Genomic DNA, 21,949 nt, shown 5'->3' with positions numbered 1-21,949 from the left:
GTTATCATAAGGAGTTACAGGTAAATTTACAATATTAAAGCAGATTGGTGGCGAATTAATCGGCTAAGGGAATATTTATCAATGAAATCTATCTTTATTACAGGTTGCTCAAGCGGAATTGGATTCTTATCGGCTAATGCATTAAAAAATAGGGGTTATCGCGTGATTGTCTCTTGTCGTAAAATTCAAGACGTTGAACGGCTAAATGGTTTAGGTTTTGAGTCAGTTTTACTTGATTTAGATGATCCGTTGTCAGTAGAGCAAGCAGCAGCACAAGTATTAGCATTAACAAATAATAATTTATATGCGCTATTTAATAATGCTGGATTTGGTGTTTACGGCAAACTAACTACAATTAGCCGTCAACAATTGGAGCAACAATTTTCAACCAATTTCTTTGCAGTCCATCAATTAACGCAATTATTATTACCCGCCATAAAGGCACAAGGGGGCGGTCGTATTATTCAAACCAGTTCAATAGTTGGTTTTATTGCTACGCCGGGGCGAGGCGCTTACAGTGCCAGTAAATATGCTCTTGAAGCATGGTCAGATGTAATGCGCTTAGAATTATCAGACTGTAATGTGAAAGTCTGTTTAATTGAGCCGGGTCCATTAACCACCAATTTTAAAACCAATGTCTTACAAACTGAGCAACAGCGAAAGGTTGAAAATCCACCTATTGCTAAACGATTTACGCTACCGCCAGAAGCGATATTACCCAAACTATTTCATGCTTTAGAAAGTCGTTCACCTAAAGTACGTTATAGGGTTACTTTGGTTACCCAACTAGCTGCCATTGCCAAACGGATACTACCTGATAAACTAATGGATAAAATTCTGATTAGTAAATAGTGAACAATTCGTTATGGAAAAAACTATGCAAACGCAATATATTATTGAAATTAATGAACAAAATATTCAACAGATTTTACAACAATCAACCCAATTACCGGTTTTGTTTTACTTCTGGTCAGCACGTAGTGCACAATGCCAAGAACTCACTACTACACTTGAAAAACTAGCTAACCAACATCAAGGTCGTTTCATTTTAGCCAAATTAAATTGTGACGAGCAGCAAATGTTAGCTGCCCAATTTGGCTTACGTGCTATTCCCACTGTTTACTTATTTCAAAATGGGCAACCTGTTGATGGTTTTCAAGGTCCACAACCAGAAGAAGCAATTCAGGCATTATTAGACAAAGTTCTACCTAATGAAGATGAATTAAAATTAGTCGAAGCACAGCAGCTTCTTGCCGAACAGAATTACACGGCAGCTTTGCCGTTATTGAAACAAGCTTGGCAAAATTTAATGGATCACTTAGGTAAACCGCGTAGTGACATTGCATTATTGTTGGCGAAAGCTCAAATTGAATTAAAACAGCTTGATGATGCTAAGGCAACATTAGCGTCTATTCCACTGCAAGATCAAGATACAACTTATCATGGTTTAATTGCCGAGATAGAGTTATTACAGCAAGCAGCTAATTCTCCAGAAATTCAACAATTACAACATGACTTAGCTCAAGATCCCAATAATATTGCGTTAATTAGCCAATTAGCAACGCAACTTATGCAAGTTGGACGCCATGAAGAAGCATTAGCACTAGTATTTGAACCATTACAAAATGATCTTAATGCCGGCGACGGGCAGTTGAAAAAATCGTTATTAGATATGCTGGCGGCGCTTGGTACAAGTAATCCGTTGGCAGCAACTTACCGTCGTAAGTTATATACTTTACTTTATTGATAAACTGTTCACTGATACAATATCTAGCAAATGTAACAATTAAAATTGTTTAAAGGGCACCAAGGTTGATGCCCTTTTTTATGTTAGCGTAATGGCATTTCTGATTGAATAACTTTAATTGAGTTATAATTTGATTTTCTTACATGGTTGGTGATCCATAATTTATGAGAGGGTTGACATTGAGGCCCTAAGTAAATCTTATCAATATATTTCTCAACCTTGGCATAATTTATAAATAGGCTATTTGCCGAAGCATAGTCATAAGGCGCTTGAATTTTTTCATCAGCAATATGGGTAATATAAATTATTCGGCATTCATCTTCATCCTCAAAAGCAGCATGTTTTATTAAACATGAGATAGGCATTAATGCCAGTGAAATTAATTGATCAAGATTTGAAATTACTTGAAGTTTCTTATTCTCCTTTAAGTTTATTATTTCGTTACGGATTTGTTCTAATAACTCCCTGATTTCAGATATTTTGTTTTCTTCATCTAGAAGATCTAAATATTTTTGCCATTTGCTGTTAATTACTTCAGGTTTACAACCTTTATGTTCTAAATAAAATGAGTATAAGTTACGTTTGGCAATGCTGATATAATTAGTTTCAGGGTCAAAATAAACACAGCGAAATAACGATAGAGGATGTAACGGCGATATATCATTATCTTTTACTATTTTTGTATTGTTTTCCGTTTTATTTATCATGTCAGTATTGGCGGTTAATTTAGAGGTAAGATTTTGATTTAAGAAATTTATACTGTCATCATTGATGCTTCGATTAACATCGCTACCGTTTTTCGCTTTATTTAACATATCAGTATTGGCGGTTAATTTAGAGGTAAGATTTTGATTTAAGAGATTTATACTGTCATCATTGATGCTTCGATTAACATCGCTACCAAAAAACTGTTGATTAAAAACAATACTTACACCAGAGCCAACAATATTGTTTTCATTGCCATATAAGCGAAATTGATTTAATGAGTTATGATTAAATGAAAAACTAGCTAAGAAGCTCTTAATGTCGTTATTGCTGTCACTTTTAATTCCTAGCCAATTGCTTAATAGCTGATTTTCGGTTGGATCATTCATAAAATCAACGACATTTAAACGGAAATCACTTGGCTCATTTTTTAAAAGATTAAATAACACGCCGGGTTTGGTATAGTGTGCAACTAACCGTTCAAATTGTTGTTCTTGTTCACTTAACGTTTTATCTAATTTAAAATCCACTAATAGCTTTTTTTGTATATCTACAGTTAATTTTCGAATGTCACAAATTGGTTTGATAACATGCTTATTATATTCTTCTATTTTTTTAAATATTTGATCATGACCACTATTAATAAATGCTAACATGATTTGAGCGGTAATATAGGCCTCAAATGATAAACTGGTATAGATAACTTTCTGGTAATAATATTTGGGGGATTGCAAATCAGTGTCTATTTTTGAAAAATAGGCAATATTACCTAATTTTTGGTTTGCCCAGTTAGCTAACCATGGCTCCTCGCTATCACAGACTTGTAAATAATATTTACTAGCAAGTTGTGGATCATCTGAGTGAAGAATCCCTAAATTAATTTGTGCCATTTCATAAACAGTAAGGAGGTCATTTTTTTCAATTGATCGATAATAAGCTTTAGCCTGTTTAATATCTTTTTTATGATAATGATAAATTAATCCCAAATGGTATTGCGACTCTGCATAAGCTTGAGAACTATCATTTTTTTCAACTAATCGATAATGATTTTCGGCCTGTTCAATATCATTTTTATGATAAAGGAAAATCTGTCCCAATTGGAATTGCGCTATTGCATAAGCTTGAGGGTTATCATTTTTTTCAACTAATCGATAATAGTGTTCTGCGTGTTCAATATTATCTTTATCAAATTGATAAATCTGTCCCAATTGGAATTGTGCATATGCATAAACTTGACGATTACCATTTTTTTCAACTAATCGATAATAGTATTCGGCTTGTTTAATATCATTTTTGTAATGTTGATATATATTTCCCAATTGACATTGGGCCTCTACATAAGCATGAAGACTACCATTTTTTTCAACTAATTGATGATAATTTTCGGTCTGTTTAATATCATCTTTTTTAAATTGATAAATACGTCGCATTAGGCATTGGCCATCTGAATAAGCTTGAGGGGTATCATTTTTTTCAACTAATCGATAATGATTTTCGGCCTGTTCAATATCATTTTTGTAATATTGATATATATTTCCCAATTGACATTGCGCCTCTGCAAAAGATAGACGGCTATCATTTTTTTCAACTAATTGATAATAGTGTTCTGAGTGTTCAATATCACCTTTATCAAATTGATAAATTTGTCCCAATTGGTATTGTGCATCTGCATAAGCTTGAGGATTATCATTTTTTTCAACTAATCGATAATAGTGTTCTGCGTTTTCACTATCATCTTTGTAAAATTGATAAATCTGCCCTAATAGGAATTGTGCGTGCGCATAAGCTTGAGGACTATTATTTTTTTCAGCTAATCGATAATAAGCTTCAGCCTGTTCAATATCATCTTTATAAAATTGATAAATCTGCCCTAATTGGTGTTGTGCTTGTGAATAAGCTTCAAGACTATTATTTTTTTCCACTAATCGATAATAGTCTTCAGCCAATTTAATATCATCTTTGTAATCTTTATAAATATTTCCCAATTGACATTGCGCATATGCATAAGATTGAGGACAATCATTTTTATTAACTAATAGATAATAGTATTCGGCCTGTTCAATATCATTTTTATAAAAATGGAAAATCTGACCCAATTGGTATTGTGCTAGTGCATAAGCTTGTGGGTGATCATTTTTTTCAACTAATTGATAATAAACTTGAGCAACTTTAATATCATTTTTATGATAATGGTAAATGTATCCTAAATTGTATTGCGCACCAGCATAAACTATAGAGTTATCATTTTTTTCAATTAATTGATAATAGTATTCAGCTTGTTCAATATCATTTTTTTCAAAATGGTAAATATCTGCTAAGTCATACAGTGCTTGAGCATATTTATCAGCGCCATCTTGGCGGGTGATCTTTTTCAGTTGCTCGATTTTTGGGTCAATGATAAGTTCTGTCATCCGGTTTCCTGTTTTTTTTATATTTAATCGAATGTGGTTACTATGATGGGTGAATTTGTGATTTTGGTTATAGTCGCTTGCTATTGTTTTTATTCATGTTATTTTGCATATCATTATTGTTATTAAAGTTATTGCCAAACTTACCTAGTTTAGCAGTAAGATTAGAATTCGTCAGTAGTTTTCCTTTGAATTTTGGTTTTTTGTGAGCTAAGTTATATTTTGTAAAAGAATCAATTTTAACTGCTAGTAATAATCAATACTTATAAATGGGTTTGTTGAAGATGGAGTAGATAAGTTTAATGCAAACCTGAATTATGAGAGTATGTTTGGTAAGTATTAATAAACAGCAGGTCAGTTAGATAAGGTAGTAATTAAATCTGTTTGTATCCCTTGAATTTACGAAATTTAAGCCAATATAATATATCATTCTTTTTAAAATACGCCTAAAGGTATTGCCATGACAAATCCATTATTAATTCAATCAGCGTTGCCGTTATTTTCACAAATCAAACCAGAACATGTGGTACCGGCAGTGAAACAAGCAATTGAACATTGTCGAGAAGTGATTGAACAGGTTGTTAATCAAGAGCATTATACATGGGATAATTTGATTCAACCGATTGATGAAGCGGATGATAAATTTAGCCGCGTTTGGTCTCCAGTTAGCCATCTTAATTCGGTAAAAAACAGTCCTGAATTACGTGAAGCTTATGAAGCATGTTTACCGTTGTTATCTGAATATTCAACATGGGTTGGTCAACATAAAGGTTTGTACAATGCTTATAAATCTTTAAAAGCAAGCGAACAATTCAATCAGTTAACCAAAGCACAAAAGAAAACCATAACCAACGCACTACGTGATTTTGAATTATCTGGAATCGGATTACCGGAAGCACAACAAAAGCGTTATGGAGAAATCGTTGCTAAATTATCAGAATTATCTTCCAATTATAGTAACAATGTTCTTGATGCAACAATGGGTTGGACAAAGTTAATTACCAATATTGAAGAGTTAGCGGGATTGCCGGAAAGTGCTTTAGCTGCTGCAAAAGCACAAGCTACGGCTAAAGGTTTAGAAGGGTGGTTAGTAACTTTGGATATGCCGAGTTATATTCCCGTAATGATGTATTGTGATAATCGTGATTTACGTTATGAAATGTATCACGCTTATACTACCCGAGCATCTGATCAAGGTCCAAATGCCCATAAATGGGATAATACTGAGAATATCAAACAGATTCTTGCTTTACGTCATGAGTTGGCACAATTATTAGGGTTTGATAGTTATGCCCATATTTCACTTGCAACTAAAATGGCGGATCGCCCTGAGCAAGTATTAGCATTTTTGAATGACCTAGCTGAAAAGGCTAAACCACAAGGTGAAGAAGAACTGATTCAACTTAAACGTTATGCTTATGAATATTTTGGCGCCAGTGATATTAAACCTTGGGATATTAGTTACTACAGTGAAAAGCAAAAGCAATTTTTATATACCATTAATGACGAAGAGTTACGTCCTTACTTTCCAGAAGAAAAGGTAATTAGTGGCTTGTTTGAAGTCGTTAATCGGATATTTGGTATTACATTTAAAGAACGTAAAGATGTAGAAGTGTGGTCACCAGAAGTACGATTCTTTGATTTATTTGATAAACAAGGTCAATACAAAGCGAGTTTTTATTTAGATCTTTATGCTCGTGAGCATAAACGTGGTGGTGCATGGATGGATGATTGTATTGGACAAATGCGATTCGCTGATGGTCATCTACAAAAACCAGTCGCGTATCTAACTTGTAATTTCAATCGCCCTGTTGATGATAAACCAGCGTTATTTACTCATAATGAGGTAACAACTTTATTCCATGAATTTGGTCATGGTTTACATCATATGTTAACGGAAATTGAAACGTCGTCAGTAGCTGGAATTAATGGGGTAGCATGGGATGCGGTTGAATTACCAAGTCAATTTTTGGAAAATTGGTGTTGGCAACCTGAGGCATTAGCCTTTATTTCTGGTCATTATCAAACCGGTGAACCATTACCAAAAGAAATGCTAACTAAAATGTTAGACGCTAAGAATTATCAGGCTGCTTTATTTATTTTGCGCCAACTTGAATTTGGTCTGTTCGATTTCCGTTTGCATTTTGAATACTCTCCAGAACAAGGTGCTTTAATTTTAGAAACCTTAAAGCAAGTGCGTGAATTAGTAGCCGTTACACCAACAGTTGAATGGGGTCGTTTCCCACATGCCTTTAGTCATGTTTTTGCTGGCGGTTATGCAGCAGGCTACTACAGTTATTTGTGGGCTGAAGTGTTGTCGGCTGATGCGTTTTCTCGTTTTGAAGAAGAGGGCATTTTCAACGTTAAAACCGGTAATGAGTTTTTAGATCATATTTTATCGCAAGGTGGTAGCGATGAACCAATGACATTATTCAAGAATTTCCGCGGTCGTGAACCAAAACTTGAGGCGTTATTACATCATTATGGTATTAAGTCTTCAATGTAAATTAGTAGGGATTTAGACATTAATGTCATTATTGGAAAACGCTACATTATGGTTAGCACAAAATGATGAACATTCTATTTTTCAATTGAATAATGAGAATGGTTATCTAACTTTGTTTAAAACTGACGAACCTAAATTAGGGGGAATAGCGGTAGACTTTGTTGGCGGTGCTTTGGCGCACCGTCGACGCTTTGGTGGTGGTCGTGGTGAAGCGGTTGCTAAGGCGGTTGGTATTAAAGGCGATTATTTACCAACGGTACTTGATGCCACGGCAGGATTGGGTCGTGATGCCTTTGTCTTAGCCGCTTTAGGATGTCGAGTAACAATGTTTGAACGTCATCCTGTAGTGGTGGCATTGCTAGAAGATGGTTTAAAACGTGCTTATCTTGACAGTGAAATGGGTATGTTGTTACAACAAAATCTACGACTGATCCCTAATAACAGTTTAACGGCTATGGCAGATATTACTAATAAAGTTGATGTGGTTTATCTTGATCCAATGTTTCCGCATCGTCAGAAAAGCGCTTTAGTTAAAAAAGAAATGCGTATTTTTCAACAATTAGTTGGAAGCGATAATGATGCTGACTCGTTGTTAATCTTAGCGCGACAAATGGCAAATAAACGGGTGGTGGTTAAACGTCCTGATTATGCAGGATTTTTAAATAATCAAAAACCTGTTTCATCAATAAAAACTAAAAATCATCGTTTTGATATTTATTCCCCGATTGCAAGTGAAAGATGATGACATCTTTCACTTAATTATCATGATAAATTAGTCTTCTTCTTTTGTTAAATTCACTTAGATTTATTGTTTTTTATTATAACACTGTTTTGTTATGTTTTTTTTTCTGCGATAATTTGCAACGAAAAATTATTGTGTTAACTATATATTTTATAATCTAAGGAATTACACTATGCATAAGACCAGTGATATTCAAGAAGCGGTCAGCTATATTCAGCAATTAACGGATGTTAAACCTACTATCGGTATTATTTTAGGATCTGGATTAGGTCCTTTTGCGGATACTATGGAAAATGCCGTTCGTATTAGTTACGATCATATTCCTCATTTTGCTCAATCTGCTGCGGTTGGTCATGCTAATGAGTTAGTTATTGGTGAAGTTGCCGGTAAGAAAGTGGTAGCGATGAAAGGGCGTTTCCATTATTACGAAGGGTTTACCTTAGATCAAGTGACTTTCCCTGTTCGTGTTATGAAAATGTTGGGGGTCGAAAAATTAATTATTACTAACGCATGTGGTGCGGTCAACACTGGATTTGCACCGGGCGACTTAATGTTAATCACCGATCATATCAATCTTACTGCAAATAATCCGCTAATTGGTCCTAATAATCCAGAACTTGGGGTGCGTTTTTTAGATGTAAGCGAAGTATACAGTAAAAAATTACGTGCTATTGTGACCGAAGTAGCAAAAGAACTTGATGTGACTTTACGTCATGGTGTTTATGCTTGGTGGACAGGTCCAACTTATGAAACACCAGCGGAAGTGCGTATGATTCGAGTTTTAGGTGCTGACGCGGTTGGTATGTCTACAGTACCTGAAGCAATTATTGCACGTCATTCAGGTATTGAAACTGTTGGTATTTCATGTTTAACCAATATGGCATGCGGTATTTTAGATCAACCTTTAGGGCATGAAGAAGTAATCGAAACAGCCGAACGAGTGAAATCAACTTTCTTAAAATTAGTGACGCAAACCATTGCTAAATTTTAATTGAGTTATTGTTGATATTTCTATCCAGAAATATCAACTTAAAATAATAAATGCCAGGATATAATAATGAATATCAAAAACCGTTTAAAAGTTATGTTGTTTTTGCAGTACTTTATTTGGGGATGTTGGTTAATTACTCTGGGGGGATACCTGATTAAAACCTTAGGTTTTTCAGGTACTGATGTTGGTGTTATTTTTAGTTCTAAAGGCTTAGCCGCATTTTTCACACCATTTTTAGTCGGCATCATTGCTGATAAATTTATACCCGCTAAATACCTTTACATGCTCTGTCACTTAATTGGTGCGATTTCACTGTTTTATGCTGCATCAATTACTGATCCTGATTTAATGTTTATCGTAATGTTTATTAACATGATGGTATTTATGCCGTCAATCGCATTATCTAATTCTATTAGTTATATTACGTTAGCTAAGGAGAATTTGGATACGGTTACGGAATTCCCTAAAATTAGGGTGTTTGGTACGGTCGGTTTTATTGTGGCAATGTGGAGCATAAGTTTGTTAAAATTAGAACTGAGTATGGTACAGCTTTATCTAGCCGCCATCGCTTCTTTAGTTCTGGTCGCTTATTCCGCAACACTTCCTTATATACCTGTCATTAAAAAGCAAAGTCAATCATGGGTTTCAGCACTTGGTTTAGATGCATTTGTTTTATTTAAAAAACCGACTATGGCAATATTCTTTTTATTTGCCATGTTGTTAGGTGCAGTTTTACAAATCACCAACACATTTGGTGGAACCTTTTTGCGTGATTTTGGTCTAAATCCAGCTTATGAAAATAGCTTAGTCGTTCAATATTCAGCAATTTTACTTTCAGTATCACAAATGGCGGAAATTGGTTTTATTTTAGTTATTCCGTTTTTCTTAAAACGATTTGGCATCAAGAAAGTAATGATTATTAGTATGCTAGCTTGGACGTTACGATTTGGATTATTTGCTTTTGGTGATCCTTCACCATTTGGCTTTGTTTTACTCGTATTATCGATGATTGTTTATGGTTGTGCTTTTGATTTCTTTAATATTTCAGGATCGATTTTTATTGAAAATGAAGTATCATCAACCATTCGTTCAAGTGCACAAGGTCTGTATATGACAATGGTAAATGGTATTGGGGCGATGGTCGGTGCGATTGTTAGCGGTAAAATCGTTGATTTGTTTACTTATGATAAGGTGAAAGATTGGCAATCGATTTGGTTAATTTTTGCAAGTTATTCACTTGTATTAGCTGTGGTTTTCTGTTTTTCATTTCATTATAGACCTAACACTAAAACTGCATTAAATCAGTAGATAATTCACTTTTTATTAAATAATAATTATCGGTGCCAATCGGCACCGAGACGGCTGTTGTTTGACGTAACATCTGTTTGACAGACATTTGTTTAGTTAATCATCTCGGATTTATGTTCTTTATCGTAAATTAAAAAATGAATATTAATTAACCAAGATTGCTTAGCTATGATCTGATATTTGATGCGTTATTTTTACAATAGGATTATAAATTAAATAGTAAAATGATTATAACAAGTTACGAAGTTTGTATTGGCCTGAATGTCAGGCAAAATGGAATTAAATAGTAGGTACAATTATGAAAGAACGTTATTGGGGCGGAGTGCTCGTTTTTTTAGGAGCGTGTAGCTTTGGAGTATTATCTTCAATTGTCAAAACAGCATATAAAGCAGGGTATACACTAGGGAATGTTACCGGTGTGCAAAATCTGTTTGGTATGTTAATGTTATGGGGATTATATTTAGGTTATAAATGCTTCCAAAAATCAGCAAAGAATTCGCAAAGTAAGCAAACAACCAAAAATTGGCAAGTTTGTTTAACAGGCGTTTTTCCTTGCCTAGTCGCCATCTTTTATTATCAATGTGTGCAATTGGTACCTGCATCAATTGCAATCATTCTTTTAATGCAATATTTATGGATTAGTGTCATTGTAGATTTTATTGTTTTTAAAAATAAACCCTCTTTTCAGCAAATCATAGCGGTCATTATTATTGTTGGCGGTAGTATTTTGGCAGCCGGTGTATTTAATCAAGATATTGCTTTAAATCTTAAGGGGTGTTTATTTGGATTTTTAGCGGCCATTACTTATACATTATTTATTATCACAAGCAATCGTGTAGGTACTGATTTACCTACTTTGAAAAAGAGTGCATTGATGATTACTGGAGCCTGTATATTAGGATTTATAATCTTTCCACCGTTTTTTTTATTTCAATTTGATTGGCATGAAAAGATCTATCAGTGGGGATTATTATTAGCATTACTTGGTACTGTTTTACCTCCTTTTTTGTTTGCTGTAGGAATTCCTAAAGTTGGTATTTCGGTCAGTGCAATTTTAACTGCAGCGGAGCTACCTGTAGCTGTACTTGCCTCTTATTTTTATCTTAATGAATCCGTCTATTTTACTCAATGGTTAGGCGTCATGGTCATTTTATTAGCAATTATCTGTTCCAATCTTGTGATAAGTAAAAAAAACAAGTCTTAGGATAAGAAAATGGATTTTTGTTAAAGAATCTATAATTAGAAATGTCTATTTAACTTGAATTAATTTATCAGATGATAGCTAAAAACTATCATCTGATCATACTCAATAAAATTAATTTTGGATAGGTGCTGTTTTTGTAAATTAGAATGAGCTAACTTTCAATCCTTTGAAAGTTAATAATAAACTTTTTAAATTAGTCTAAAAAATCATTATCTTTTAATTTTTTGTCTTCTTTGTAGTCTTTTACTAATAAATATATCACTAATATGATTAAGCAAGGAACGATAATTAAACCTAGAAATATAAACATAACCACACTCCTTGATAATTTAACGATGTTATGTCTCCTAAGGGGAGAGATCTAAATATTAGTAGTTATGAAATAAACAAAAACAATAGAATAGCTAATTTGCTTCACGTTCTAAAATGACAATATATGCTTCACGACTAGAGAATAATAATGCACGACGCATTTCTTTTTCCATCGTGACGACACGCCAACCTAGCGATGCATGACGATTTAAGAATTCAGTAAATTTGATGGGATCGACTTTTGCGGAACCAAGTAATACTGAAGAAAGTAGGGATTCTTGATAAATGATGACTTTATATTCTTTCATGTTAATGTTCCATAATTGTTATTATTTTCGTTATAATAACCAATCCATTTAATATTGTAAATGTTCATTTTTAGAACAAAAGAAATGATTTTTTAAACTATCAATCATTTTTTAGTTTAACTAATAAGCAATACATTAAATATATTTTATCGGATAAATCATATTAGGATGATTTTGCCGTGTTTAGTTATAATGGGAACTCTTATCTTTAAAAATGAGATTGTTTAATGACAATAATCAAATTAGTCTTCTATATCATACTTTTTATCTTATCTTATTTCGTTGTATGTAATATTGTCATATATCTTTATGCACAACAAAATCCAGTAGCCGATGCCGATACCATGGTGGTTTTAGGAGCAAAAGTTATAGGTACACCAGCACGACCGCATCCAACGTTACAATCGCGTTTAGATGTAGCCATTATTTATTTACATCAAAATCCACGGACAAAGGTCATTGTTTGCGGTGGACAAGGTCGAAATGAATCAGCTACGGAAGCCAGTGTCATGGCTGATTATTTGATAAAAAACGGAATTGACACATCAAGAATCTATATTGAAGATCAATCAATTCGAACCGCTCAACAATTTGTATTTGCCAATCAAATTTTGCCATTAGGAAAAACCATTGTAGTCACAAGTGATTTTCATTTATTACGCTCAATCATCTTAGCTAAACGATCAGGCATTCATGATGTATCAGGCCTACCTGCATCTTTATCCAATAAAGATAAACGCATTGCTTTGATCAGAGAGCCTTTGGCTTTGTTAAATTCATTATTATTTGATCATCCTATGGATTATGTTACTACATCGGCGAAATAGTAGATTAATAGATAACTCTCATACCTGAAACTAAATGAGAAAGAACAGTATGTATTAAATATATTGAGAATTTAAATGCACAGTAACGTCATTATGGATGTACAGTTAAAACTAATATATGCATTAAATCCGCTATGAAGGCATATAAGCAAGATAGTTTTCGTTAACGACTATCGTTTAGGAAAGGTTATGAAGTTGTTCATTTCATAACCTAAGTTAACTATTGGATGATTGCCTTAATTAAATATTAATATTTATTTTTTTAATTTAATTTGCTTGCTGTAATAATATAATTAACATCGACTTTATTACTCAAAATAAAGCGGTTTCTTAACAGTTGATATTCCATACCGATGATGTCATTAGTTTGTAAATTGGCATTTTCAATATATTGCATTAATTCAGAAGGTCGAATAAATCGGTTAAAATCATGCGTTCCTTTTGGGATCAAACGAGCAATATACTCGGCGCCATATATAAGCAGTATTTTTGCTTTATGATTGCGATTGATGGTAGACATTAATAGCTGACCATTTGGTTTTAAGAGTTTGGCACAGGCAGTGATAATCGACTGTGGTTCGGGGACATGTTCAAGTAATTCCATGCATGTTATTATATCAAATCGCTGATCTATTGTATTAGCATAATCTTCAATAGAACTTTTCAAATAATTGATAGTTAAGCCATTTTGTTTAGCATGATGTTGGGCAACATTTAAAGATTCCTGAGCCATATCTAAACCAGTAACGTGAGCGCCTAGTTTTGCCAAGCTTTCGGATAAGATTCCACCACCACAACCGACATCTAATACATGTTTGTCGGTTAAATCCCCACATTGTAATTGAATATACTGAACGCGTAAGGGGTTGATAATGTGGAGCGGTTTACATGTTCCGTTAGGATCCCACCACTCTTGAGCCATTTTGGCAAATTTATTAATTTCATTTAAGTCGATATTCTGTGGCATAGCTTAATTAACCCAATTATTTTTTGCACTCACTGAGATGCATGATGATTTTTTCAATGTTATTTAGCGGATCATAGTTATGAATGATTGTACTATTTTTGCGGTTAATCCCCAAATGGTATATTGTTGATAATGATAAAAGTGTACTTCATGCTGAGCATGTTTTTGCCAATTTCTGGAGCGATTTTTTACTAAGTGAAATGGAAAATCATCAGCGGGTTTAAATGCGGTCTGCATTGTTGACTTTGTAGGGGGATTAGCCATAAACCATTCAATAGGCACGGTAAATACATCAGCAACTTCATCTTGATTTAAATTGAACTCTAAACAAGTTAAATGCCCAATAATAGGGTAAATTTTTAAACCTAATGGCGAAATAAAAGGAGGAAGTTGACCACAAACTTTAATGGTTTTAGCATCAACACCGAGCTCTTCTTGTGTTTCTCTTAAAGCTGTGTCAATTGGCGTTTTATCTTGTTCTTCCATTCGTCCACCCGGAAAACAAATATCATTGGGTTGCCATTTTAATTGCGCTGATCGGATTTGAAATAGTAAATGTAACTCACCTTGAGTGTTCTGAATAATAGGAATAAGTACCCCTGCCTTTTCCGCGACATTGGGTGTTTTTATTTGATTGGACAACTTATTTTCTATATAATTTATTGATATCATTGTTTTTCTGTTATATGTATTTGGTTTTCTATTTTTCAAGTCAAAATCGATTTTTGTTAAATTTCGTCCCTTTACGTTGTCAGAATATCATGTTAGATTGCAATATCATTATAAAAATGTGATCTATGTCATTTTTTTGATTTTCAAAATAACTATGCAGGAATATGTTGCTCAAGTCAAACAGACCTTAGTTGAACTTGCTTTAATAAAAAGAGAGCGAGCTCTTGATGCTATGCCAGATTCGTTTCATCAGGTTTTTTTGCTGTTGCCCGCGCTTTTGCATTATCATCATCCGAATTTACCGGGATATATGCCAGAACCTGTTCCTAATGGTATTAGCTTTTATCAACCAGATAAGGTAATTATAGATAAACTCTATAGCCAATTTGCATTCGAAGATTCGGCATTAACACAGCCAACAACTAAAATCTCAGCACTTTATTCAATGGGGAGTACCTGTTCTTTGGGTCAATCTATTGATTCTGATTTGGATGTTTGGGTTTGTATTGAGCAAAATTTGCATGCAGATGAAAGAGCAGCATTACAACAAAAATGCACTTTAATTGAACAGTGGGCAAGCTCATTAGGCGTTCAATTAACGTTATTTGTCGTAAATGTTGATCGTTTTCGTGATAAGCATCATGAATGCTTAATGGGTGAAAATTGCGGATCGGCGCAACATATGCTGCTATTAGAAGAGTTTTATCGAAGCGCTAATCTTTTAGCTGGTAAACTATTATTGTGGTATGTCATTCCCGATAACTTTGTGATCAATGGTCAGCAATATGATTCTTATGACGAATGTATTCTTGCATTAATCGTTTCAAATGCCATTAATCGAGAAGACTGGATTGATTTTGGTTCTTTAGTTGATTTATCCGCCGAAGAGTATTTTGGGGCTAGTTTATGGCAGCTTTATAAAAGTATTGATTCCCCCTTTAAAGCTGTACTAAAAACCCTTTTATTGGAAGCCTATTCATGGCAATATCCTGAAAATAAGTTAATTGCTTGTGAAGTTAAGCAGGCTATTCAACAAAATAATATGCAATACTTCTGTCTTGATTCTTACTATATGATGTTAAAAAGAGTTACGGATTATTTGCATGCTGTTAATGATCAGCAACGGTTAAATTTAGTTCGAAGTTGCTTTTATTTAAAAGTTAATGAGAAACTGTCGTTTCAAGACACGAATACTTCTTGGCGCCAATTGTTATTAAGAAAATTAGTGAATGATTGGGGATGGCATCATGAAGAAATTGCAAACTTAGATGGATGTGATGGTTGGAAAATAGAGCAAGCTCGCCAAATTCATGAAGTATTATTGCAAACTATGATGACTGGCTATCGTCATCTACTTAGTTTTGGGCGAAGAAATAATGTGGAATCGTTAATAAGTCCCAAAGATCTCGCAATATTAACTCGTAAACTTTATGCAGTTTATGAAGTTTTACCGGGCAAAGTTACGATTATCAACTCTAATATTTCCAATGATCTTTCCGAACCTTATTTAACATTTATTCATGTAAAAAATGATCGTGTTAATCGTCCTGGTTGGTATGTTTATAAGCAAAAACCAACTTTTGAATCGATTATTAGTCATCAATATTTAGAATATAGTCATTCATTAGTGAAATTGGTTGCTTGGTGTTATTTTAATCGTCTTATCTCTGACAAAACGCAGTTTTTTTATCGAGACGGTGATAATCATAATCCGACAAAATTAAATCAATTAGTCGCTGATTTGCAATCTTATTTCACAATTGATGTACCGAGTGCGAGTGAAGAAGCACTTTATGGACCTTGTGAAATTCGTCATTTAGCTATCATGATCAATCTAAAAGAAGATCTTACCCTTGATGAGCAACAAGTGAGTTTTGAAGATGATTTATCTCATGGCAATGTATTGAATTTCGGAGAGAAAGAACTCAGTTTAATTCAATCGATAAATTTACTTTATCGGAATTCTTGGAATGAAATTCGAGTACTCCATTTTTCGGGATCATTATGTGTCCTAGATGCGATTAAAACCTTGTTAAATAGAATGCATAAAGATGCTGATCTACCTAATGCAATTAAGATCTTTTGTTATAGCCAGTATTTAGCCAAAGAAATCAAAGAGCAAATTGAACAGCTTATTGAGCGTTGTATCGATCTGCGTCTATCAACCACCAAAAATAACTCTGAACAATTTTTACCTTTACGGATAAATGGTTCATCATGGTATCTATTTTTTGAACGTTTTGGTGTATCAGTACATCAGTTTGATAATTCGATTGATTTTTATGGTGCGGTATCAAATAATAAAGTACAAGGTCGAGCATTAAATATTCAAGATGAATCAAATGAATTGCCTAATGAAATAGATAGCGTTGCGTGTGAAGGCATTATTCAGTTCTTTTTTGAAGATACGCAAGAAGGATTTGATTTATATATTCTTAATGAAAATAATCAAGTTGAAATTTATCGAAATTGTAACGGCAATAAACAGAATATGGTCAGGGATGTAAATAGTTTCTACGCTTTGTCAGATGATAGATTTACGTTTGTGGCAAGTTCTTCCGTTAATTTTAATTTACCACAATTTTATCAAATACTACACGATAGTGATGGTTCAAAGAAAATTGTTTTATTTAATGGAATTGAATAATTTCTAGACAATTAAAACAATTTTTATTTACTCTTCATTTACATATAAACATATGTTAAAACAATTGATTGGTCTATAATGGTAGTATAAAGAAGCAAATTTAATTAAAATAAGCTGGAACTTTTTGAGTCTTTAATAATCTAAATTACCATATGAGCATTTTTGGCCATAGGTATTAAAAGCAACGTTAATGAGGAATGGCCTTAAATGGGAGAGCAAGTAACCGATCAAATCTTAGTTGAACGTGTACTTGGTGGTAATAAAAATGCCTTTAATTTATTAGTGTTACGTTATCAAAATCGATTAGCTCATTTAGTGTCTCGTTTTGTATTACCATCTGAAGTAGCTGATGTTGTACAAGAAACATTTATCAAAGCTTATCGGTCTTTGGGTTCTTTTAAAGGTGAGAGTATTTTTTATACTTGGCTTTATCGAATAGCAGTCAATACAGCCAAGAATTATTTAATCGCTCAAGGTAGACGACCACCAACATCAGATATTGATGCTGTGGAGGCAGAGAGCTATGATGGTGCTGATTTATTACATGATATAGATAATCCAGAAAGTATTGTATTATCTAATGAAATAAAACGTGTAGTTTTTCAAACCATTGAGTCGTTACCGGAAGATTTAAAAACCGCCATTACTTTGCGAGAGTTTGATGGTTTAAGTTATGAAGAAATTGCCGAAATTATGGCAACACCAGTAGGTACCGTGCGTTCCCGTATTTTTAGGGCACGTGAAGCAATAGATGAGAAGTTAAAACCATTATTAGGTTAATTTAAACCTAATATTCTAAAGGTAGAGATATGCTAAAAAAGCAGAAAGAACAACTTTCTTCATTAATGGATGACGAAAAATGTGAAACGGCGTTTATTGATGCTGTTTTAAGTCAACCTGAATTACAGCAATGCTGGCGCCGTTATCATGTTGCCCGTGATGTAATGCAGGGGCGGTCAGAAGTTAATTGTTTAAATTTAGATATTTCTGATAAAGTTGCTCAGCTTATCAAAACAGAAGATATTCTTGATCAACCTTTAACGGAGAATGTCGCTGTTCCGGCTTTATCACGATTAATTTGGCTAAAAACGAAAGATGTTTTTGCCAAACTTGGTCAAGTTGGTTTAGCTGCATGCGTTACTTTAGGTATTATCGGTGTAGTACAATATAATTCTAATTCTTCTAATAATAATGATATTCCAGTACTTAATACTATGCCTGTCGGTGTTAATTTAGCTCCAGTTGGTGGAACAAATCCTACAAATAATTACGAACCACAACATGACACCATATCAAACCAACAATATGATAAAATACGCTTGCTTGTTCAAGATTATGAGTTGCAAAGACGTTTGAATTTTCAATAAAATATATCCTTTATTGGTCATTAATTAATAATGAAATTGCTTGTTTCTAATAAGGTATTAATTATGAAACCGTTAATGGCATTAGTTAGTTTTAAACAGGCTAAGTGGTGCTTTTTTCTTTGTAGCTTAATTTGTTCTATTTCATTTTCGAGTTACGCTCAAAAGGTAGTTTACCCGCTATCTAATGATATATCCTCTGATTTAATCACCTCTATCGATTCTGATTCAGATGGTTCAGATACAGTTGATATGTTAAATAAAATGAGAGAAGCGGTTCAAAATAGTGATTATAAACTCTATTTTGTAATTCAGAATGAAAACGAAAATCCCAAATCCTACGAATATACCTATATCGGATCGCAGTCGAATAAAAAAGGTGATCTTTTATATTTAGAAGGTTCCTCAAAAGAAATAATTTTACATGATAATATTGTTAGCCATTTTCTAACCGATAGTGCGTCGTTTTCTATTGGCGCTAATCATATTGTAGAAGCTTTTCCAGACGTTATTTATAATAACTTTGATTTACTTACTCCTTATTATGATTTTATCAATTTAGGTAAGGCACGAATGGCGAATCGCAGTAGTCAACTAATCAGAATCGTTCCTAAAGATAAAGACCGCTACAATTATGTAATTTGGATTGATGATCAAAATTACCTTCCATTAAGAATTGATTTATTGGATTTGGATGCCAAAATCATTAGTCAAACCAAAGTCATCTTAGTTGATTTCAATTTTGATAAACAACAATTTGCTAATTACATAGCAGATCGTGATTATCCTATTTTATTTCCGATTGATAAACAAGTCAGTCATAATTATGATTGGCAAGCTTCATGGATACCTAAGGGTTTCAAGGAAATTAATGCTTACAGCATTGATTTTCATAATGTAAATATTGATACTCGTCGCTTTTCCGATGGGATCTTCTCGTTTACAATTAATATTTCACCACGATCACTTTCTGATGTTACTTATTTATCCGTCCAAGGAGATCGAACTATTTACTCGACTAATTATGGAAAACAAAATGTTATTGTCATAGGTAATTTGCCAGCCGAGACAATTAAACAAATTGCACATAATCTAAAATTAAAATAGAAACAGCAATAGTTTAATGACTTAGATTGATGTTGCTGATAAATCAGTAACTACCCGATGATATTTAACTAATTACAGATAAAAACCAAGCTAGATACTATGTTTTAGTTTAATTAATGTGTAGAATGCTTGGTTTAGCTTTAACTAACTAATTTATGATTACTTTATTTGAATGATTTATTAGATATTGATTTTATAGGGTTAACATAATGCCATAATTTATGGCGATTTTAATTAATGACCTATCAATCCTTTGTAGATTTAAAGCAAATAAGATAACTCGATTTTTAACATTAATAAATAGATTAACTGAATAGTAGATATGAATAAAAATATCCGAAATTTTTCAATTATTGCCCATATTGATCATGGTAAATCCACCTTATCAGATCGGATTATTCAAATATGTGGGGGATTATCAGATCGTGAAATGGAAGCACAAGTTTTAGATTCAATGGATTTAGAACGTGAACGAGGCATTACGATTAAAGCTCAAAGTGTGACTCTTGATTATCATGCAAAAGACGGTCAAACTTACCAATTAAATTTTATTGATACCCCAGGACATGTTGATTTTTCTTATGAAGTATCACGTTCATTAGCAGCTTGCGAAGGGGCTTTATTAGTCGTGGATGCAGGGCAAGGTGTTGAAGCTCAAACGCTAGCTAACTGCTATACGGCTATAGATATGAATCTCGAAGTCGTTCCTGTACTTAATAAGATTGACCTACCAGCAGCAGAGCCTGAACGTGTTGCCCAAGAAATTGAGGATATTGTTGGAATTGATGCAACCGATGCCGTACGCTGTTCAGCAAAAACGGGGGTGGGTGTGCAAGATGTACTTGAACGTTTAGTTCAAGAAATTCCACCACCAGAAGGTGACAGCCAAGCACCTCTACAAGCGCTAATTATTGATTCTTGGTTTGATAACTATTTAGGTGTTGTTTCTTTAATTCGCGTTAAAAATGGTGAATTACGAAAAGGTGATAAAGTAAAAGTCATGAGTACAGGTATGACTTATAATGTTGATCGCTTAGGTATATTCACACCAAAACAAGTAGATAAAGAGGTGTTAGCGTGTGGTGAAGTGGGTTGGTTAGTGTGTGCTATTAAAGATATTCATGGCGCTCCAGTAGGTGATACGTTAACTTTGGCTCGTGATCCTGCCGACAAACCGCTACCTGGATTTAAAAAAGTCAAACCACAAGTATATGCGGGCTTATTTACAACGAGTTCTGATGATTATGAAGCTTTTCGTGATGCATTAGGAAAATTGAGTCTAAATGATGCATCACTTTTTTATGAGCCTGAAACATCAAGCGCGCTTGGTTTTGGTTTCCGCTGTGGTTTTCTTGGATTACTACATATGGAGATTATTCAAGAACGTCTAGAGCGTGAATATAATCTTGATTTAATCACTACTGCGCCAACTGTAGTTTATGAAGTGATTACTACTGGTAATGAAACTATTTACGTTGATAGTCCGGCAAAATTACCTGCGGTGAATAATATTAATGAGTTACGTGAGCCAATAGCAGAATGTAATATTCTCGTTCCACAAACTTATTTAGGTAATGTTATTACACTTTGTGTGGAAAAACGGGGCGTACAAACAAACATGGTTTACCATGGAAACCAAGTTGCACTAACCTATGATATTCCAATGGCTGAAGTTGTATTGGATTTCTTTGATAAATTAAAATCCACGTCCCGCGGTTATGCTTCATTGGATTATGCATTCAAACGCTTCCAAACCGCTGATATGGTTCGACTAGATGTTTTAATTAATGGTGAACGTGTCGATGCGTTAGCACTAATTACCCATCGCGATAATGCACCTTATCGTGGACGAGAATTAGTTGAAAAAATGAAAGATCTGATTCCACGGCAACAGTTTGATATTGCTATTCAAGCGGCTATTGGGAATCACATTATTGCTCGTTCAACGGTTAAACAATTACGTAAGAACGTATTGGCAAAATGTTATGGCGGCGATGTAAGTCGTAAGAAGAAACTCTTACAAAAACAAAAAGAAGGTAAAAAACGCATGAAGCAAGTGGGTAATGTCGAATTACCGCAAGAAGCGTTTTTAGCGATTTTACATGTCGGTAAAGAATAAATTTTATTAAGTGAG

At 33.7% G+C, this 21,949-nt stretch carries 17 protein-coding genes; 13 read left to right on the top strand and 4 right to left on the bottom strand.

Translation table 11 applies throughout. The features are described 5' to 3' along the window. Positions 1 to 81: 81 nt before the first annotated feature. Together FPB0191_RS07925 and FPB0191_RS07920 are read left to right on the top strand one after the other, a co-directional pair. Complete coding sequence (locus FPB0191_RS07925) at positions 82 to 852, top strand: SDR family oxidoreductase (RefSeq protein WP_039105190.1); 771 nt, start codon at positions 82 to 84, stop codon at positions 850 to 852. A 25-nt stretch (positions 853 to 877) separates the two neighbouring features. Next, entirely contained in the window at positions 878 to 1,747 is an 870-nt protein-coding gene (locus tag FPB0191_RS07920) for a thioredoxin family protein (RefSeq protein WP_039105188.1), read from the top strand. 83 nt (positions 1,748 to 1,830) lie between these two features. Here the strand turns inward: FPB0191_RS07920 and FPB0191_RS07915 are convergent, their stop codons facing one another. Then, on the bottom strand, positions 1,831 to 4,863 hold the full coding sequence (locus tag FPB0191_RS07915) for an SEL1-like repeat protein (RefSeq protein WP_039105186.1): 3,033 nt from the start codon (positions 4,861 to 4,863) through the stop codon (positions 1,831 to 1,833). Positions 4,864 to 5,320: 457 nt separating this feature from the next. On the opposite strand from FPB0191_RS07915, the gene prlC reads away from it, so the two are divergent. The 5 genes from prlC to FPB0191_RS07890 all read left to right on the top strand — a co-directional run bounded on the left by prlC (position 5,321) and on the right by FPB0191_RS07890 (position 11,611). Continuing rightward, the gene (gene prlC, locus FPB0191_RS07910; protein WP_039105184.1) at positions 5,321 to 7,366 is read left to right on the top strand and encodes an oligopeptidase A; all 2,046 of its coding nucleotides are present in this window, start codon (positions 5,321 to 5,323) and stop codon (positions 7,364 to 7,366) included. 22 nt (positions 7,367 to 7,388) lie between these two features. Then, a complete protein-coding gene (locus FPB0191_RS07905) occupies positions 7,389 to 8,108 on the top strand; it encodes a class I SAM-dependent methyltransferase (protein ID WP_039105182.1) in 720 nt (239 codons plus the stop codon). Between the two features lie 172 nt (positions 8,109 to 8,280). Next, the gene (locus tag FPB0191_RS07900; RefSeq protein WP_039105180.1) at positions 8,281 to 9,099 is read left to right on the top strand and encodes a purine-nucleoside phosphorylase; all 819 of its coding nucleotides are present in this window, start codon (positions 8,281 to 8,283) and stop codon (positions 9,097 to 9,099) included. Positions 9,100 to 9,165: 66 nt separating this feature from the next. Beyond that, positions 9,166 to 10,407 (top strand): nucleoside permease, encoded by a 1,242-nt coding sequence (locus FPB0191_RS07895; protein ID WP_039105179.1) that lies wholly within the window; start codon positions 9,166 to 9,168, stop codon positions 10,405 to 10,407. Between the two features lie 298 nt (positions 10,408 to 10,705). Next, on the top strand, positions 10,706 to 11,611 hold the full coding sequence (locus FPB0191_RS07890) for an EamA family transporter (protein WP_039105177.1): 906 nt from the start codon (positions 10,706 to 10,708) through the stop codon (positions 11,609 to 11,611). A 404-nt stretch (positions 11,612 to 12,015) separates the two neighbouring features. Here FPB0191_RS07890 and FPB0191_RS07885 read toward each other — a convergent pair whose 3' ends face one another. Beyond that, positions 12,016 to 12,231 carry a DUF4177 domain-containing protein gene (locus FPB0191_RS07885; RefSeq protein WP_039105175.1) on the bottom strand — a complete coding sequence of 72 codons (216 nt, stop codon included), beginning with the start codon at positions 12,229 to 12,231 and terminating at the stop codon, positions 12,016 to 12,018. Between the two features lie 227 nt (positions 12,232 to 12,458). On the opposite strand from FPB0191_RS07885, the gene FPB0191_RS07880 reads away from it, so the two are divergent. Continuing rightward, positions 12,459 to 13,058: a YdcF family protein gene (locus FPB0191_RS07880; RefSeq protein ID WP_039105173.1), complete on the top strand. Its 600-nt coding sequence runs from the start codon at positions 12,459 to 12,461 to the stop codon at positions 13,056 to 13,058. 262 nt (positions 13,059 to 13,320) lie between these two features. Here FPB0191_RS07880 and ubiG read toward each other — a convergent pair whose 3' ends face one another. Both ubiG and FPB0191_RS07870 read right to left on the bottom strand, forming a co-directional pair. After that, positions 13,321 to 14,025: a bifunctional 2-polyprenyl-6-hydroxyphenol methylase/3-demethylubiquinol 3-O-methyltransferase UbiG gene (gene ubiG / locus FPB0191_RS07875; RefSeq protein WP_039105172.1), complete on the bottom strand. Its 705-nt coding sequence runs from the start codon at positions 14,023 to 14,025 to the stop codon at positions 13,321 to 13,323. Between the two features lie 63 nt (positions 14,026 to 14,088). Beyond that, positions 14,089 to 14,667 carry an NUDIX hydrolase gene (locus tag FPB0191_RS07870; protein WP_162485167.1) on the bottom strand — a complete coding sequence of 193 codons (579 nt, stop codon included), beginning with the start codon at positions 14,665 to 14,667 and terminating at the stop codon, positions 14,089 to 14,091. Positions 14,668 to 14,833: 166 nt separating this feature from the next. Between FPB0191_RS07870 and FPB0191_RS07865 the strand changes: the two genes are divergently transcribed. The 5 genes from FPB0191_RS07865 to lepA all read left to right on the top strand — a co-directional run bounded on the left by FPB0191_RS07865 (position 14,834) and on the right by lepA (position 21,934). Next, positions 14,834 to 17,344 (top strand): class I adenylate cyclase, encoded by a 2,511-nt coding sequence (locus FPB0191_RS07865; RefSeq protein WP_146202377.1) that lies wholly within the window; start codon positions 14,834 to 14,836, stop codon positions 17,342 to 17,344. Positions 17,345 to 17,551: 207 nt separating this feature from the next. After that, on the top strand, positions 17,552 to 18,124 hold the full coding sequence (gene rpoE / locus FPB0191_RS07860; RefSeq protein WP_039105170.1) for an RNA polymerase sigma factor RpoE: 573 nt from the start codon (positions 17,552 to 17,554) through the stop codon (positions 18,122 to 18,124). Positions 18,125 to 18,153: 29 nt separating this feature from the next. After that, a complete protein-coding gene (locus FPB0191_RS07855; RefSeq protein ID WP_052236872.1) occupies positions 18,154 to 18,711 on the top strand; it encodes a sigma-E factor negative regulatory protein in 558 nt (185 codons plus the stop codon). 63 nt (positions 18,712 to 18,774) lie between these two features. Then, positions 18,775 to 19,815 carry a MucB/RseB C-terminal domain-containing protein gene (locus tag FPB0191_RS07850; RefSeq protein WP_039105168.1) on the top strand — a complete coding sequence of 347 codons (1,041 nt, stop codon included), beginning with the start codon at positions 18,775 to 18,777 and terminating at the stop codon, positions 19,813 to 19,815. A 322-nt stretch (positions 19,816 to 20,137) separates the two neighbouring features. Further along, complete coding sequence (lepA, locus tag FPB0191_RS07845; RefSeq protein WP_039105167.1) at positions 20,138 to 21,934, top strand: translation elongation factor 4; 1,797 nt, start codon at positions 20,138 to 20,140, stop codon at positions 21,932 to 21,934. Positions 21,935 to 21,949: the final 15 nt, after the last annotated feature.

The organism is Frischella perrara (assembly GCF_000807275.1).
GTDB classification, from domain to species: Bacteria; Pseudomonadota; Gammaproteobacteria; order Enterobacterales; family Orbaceae; genus Frischella; species Frischella perrara.
Note: the sequence above shows the minus strand (reverse complement) of the source record. Positions and strands in the feature narration are given on the sequence as shown.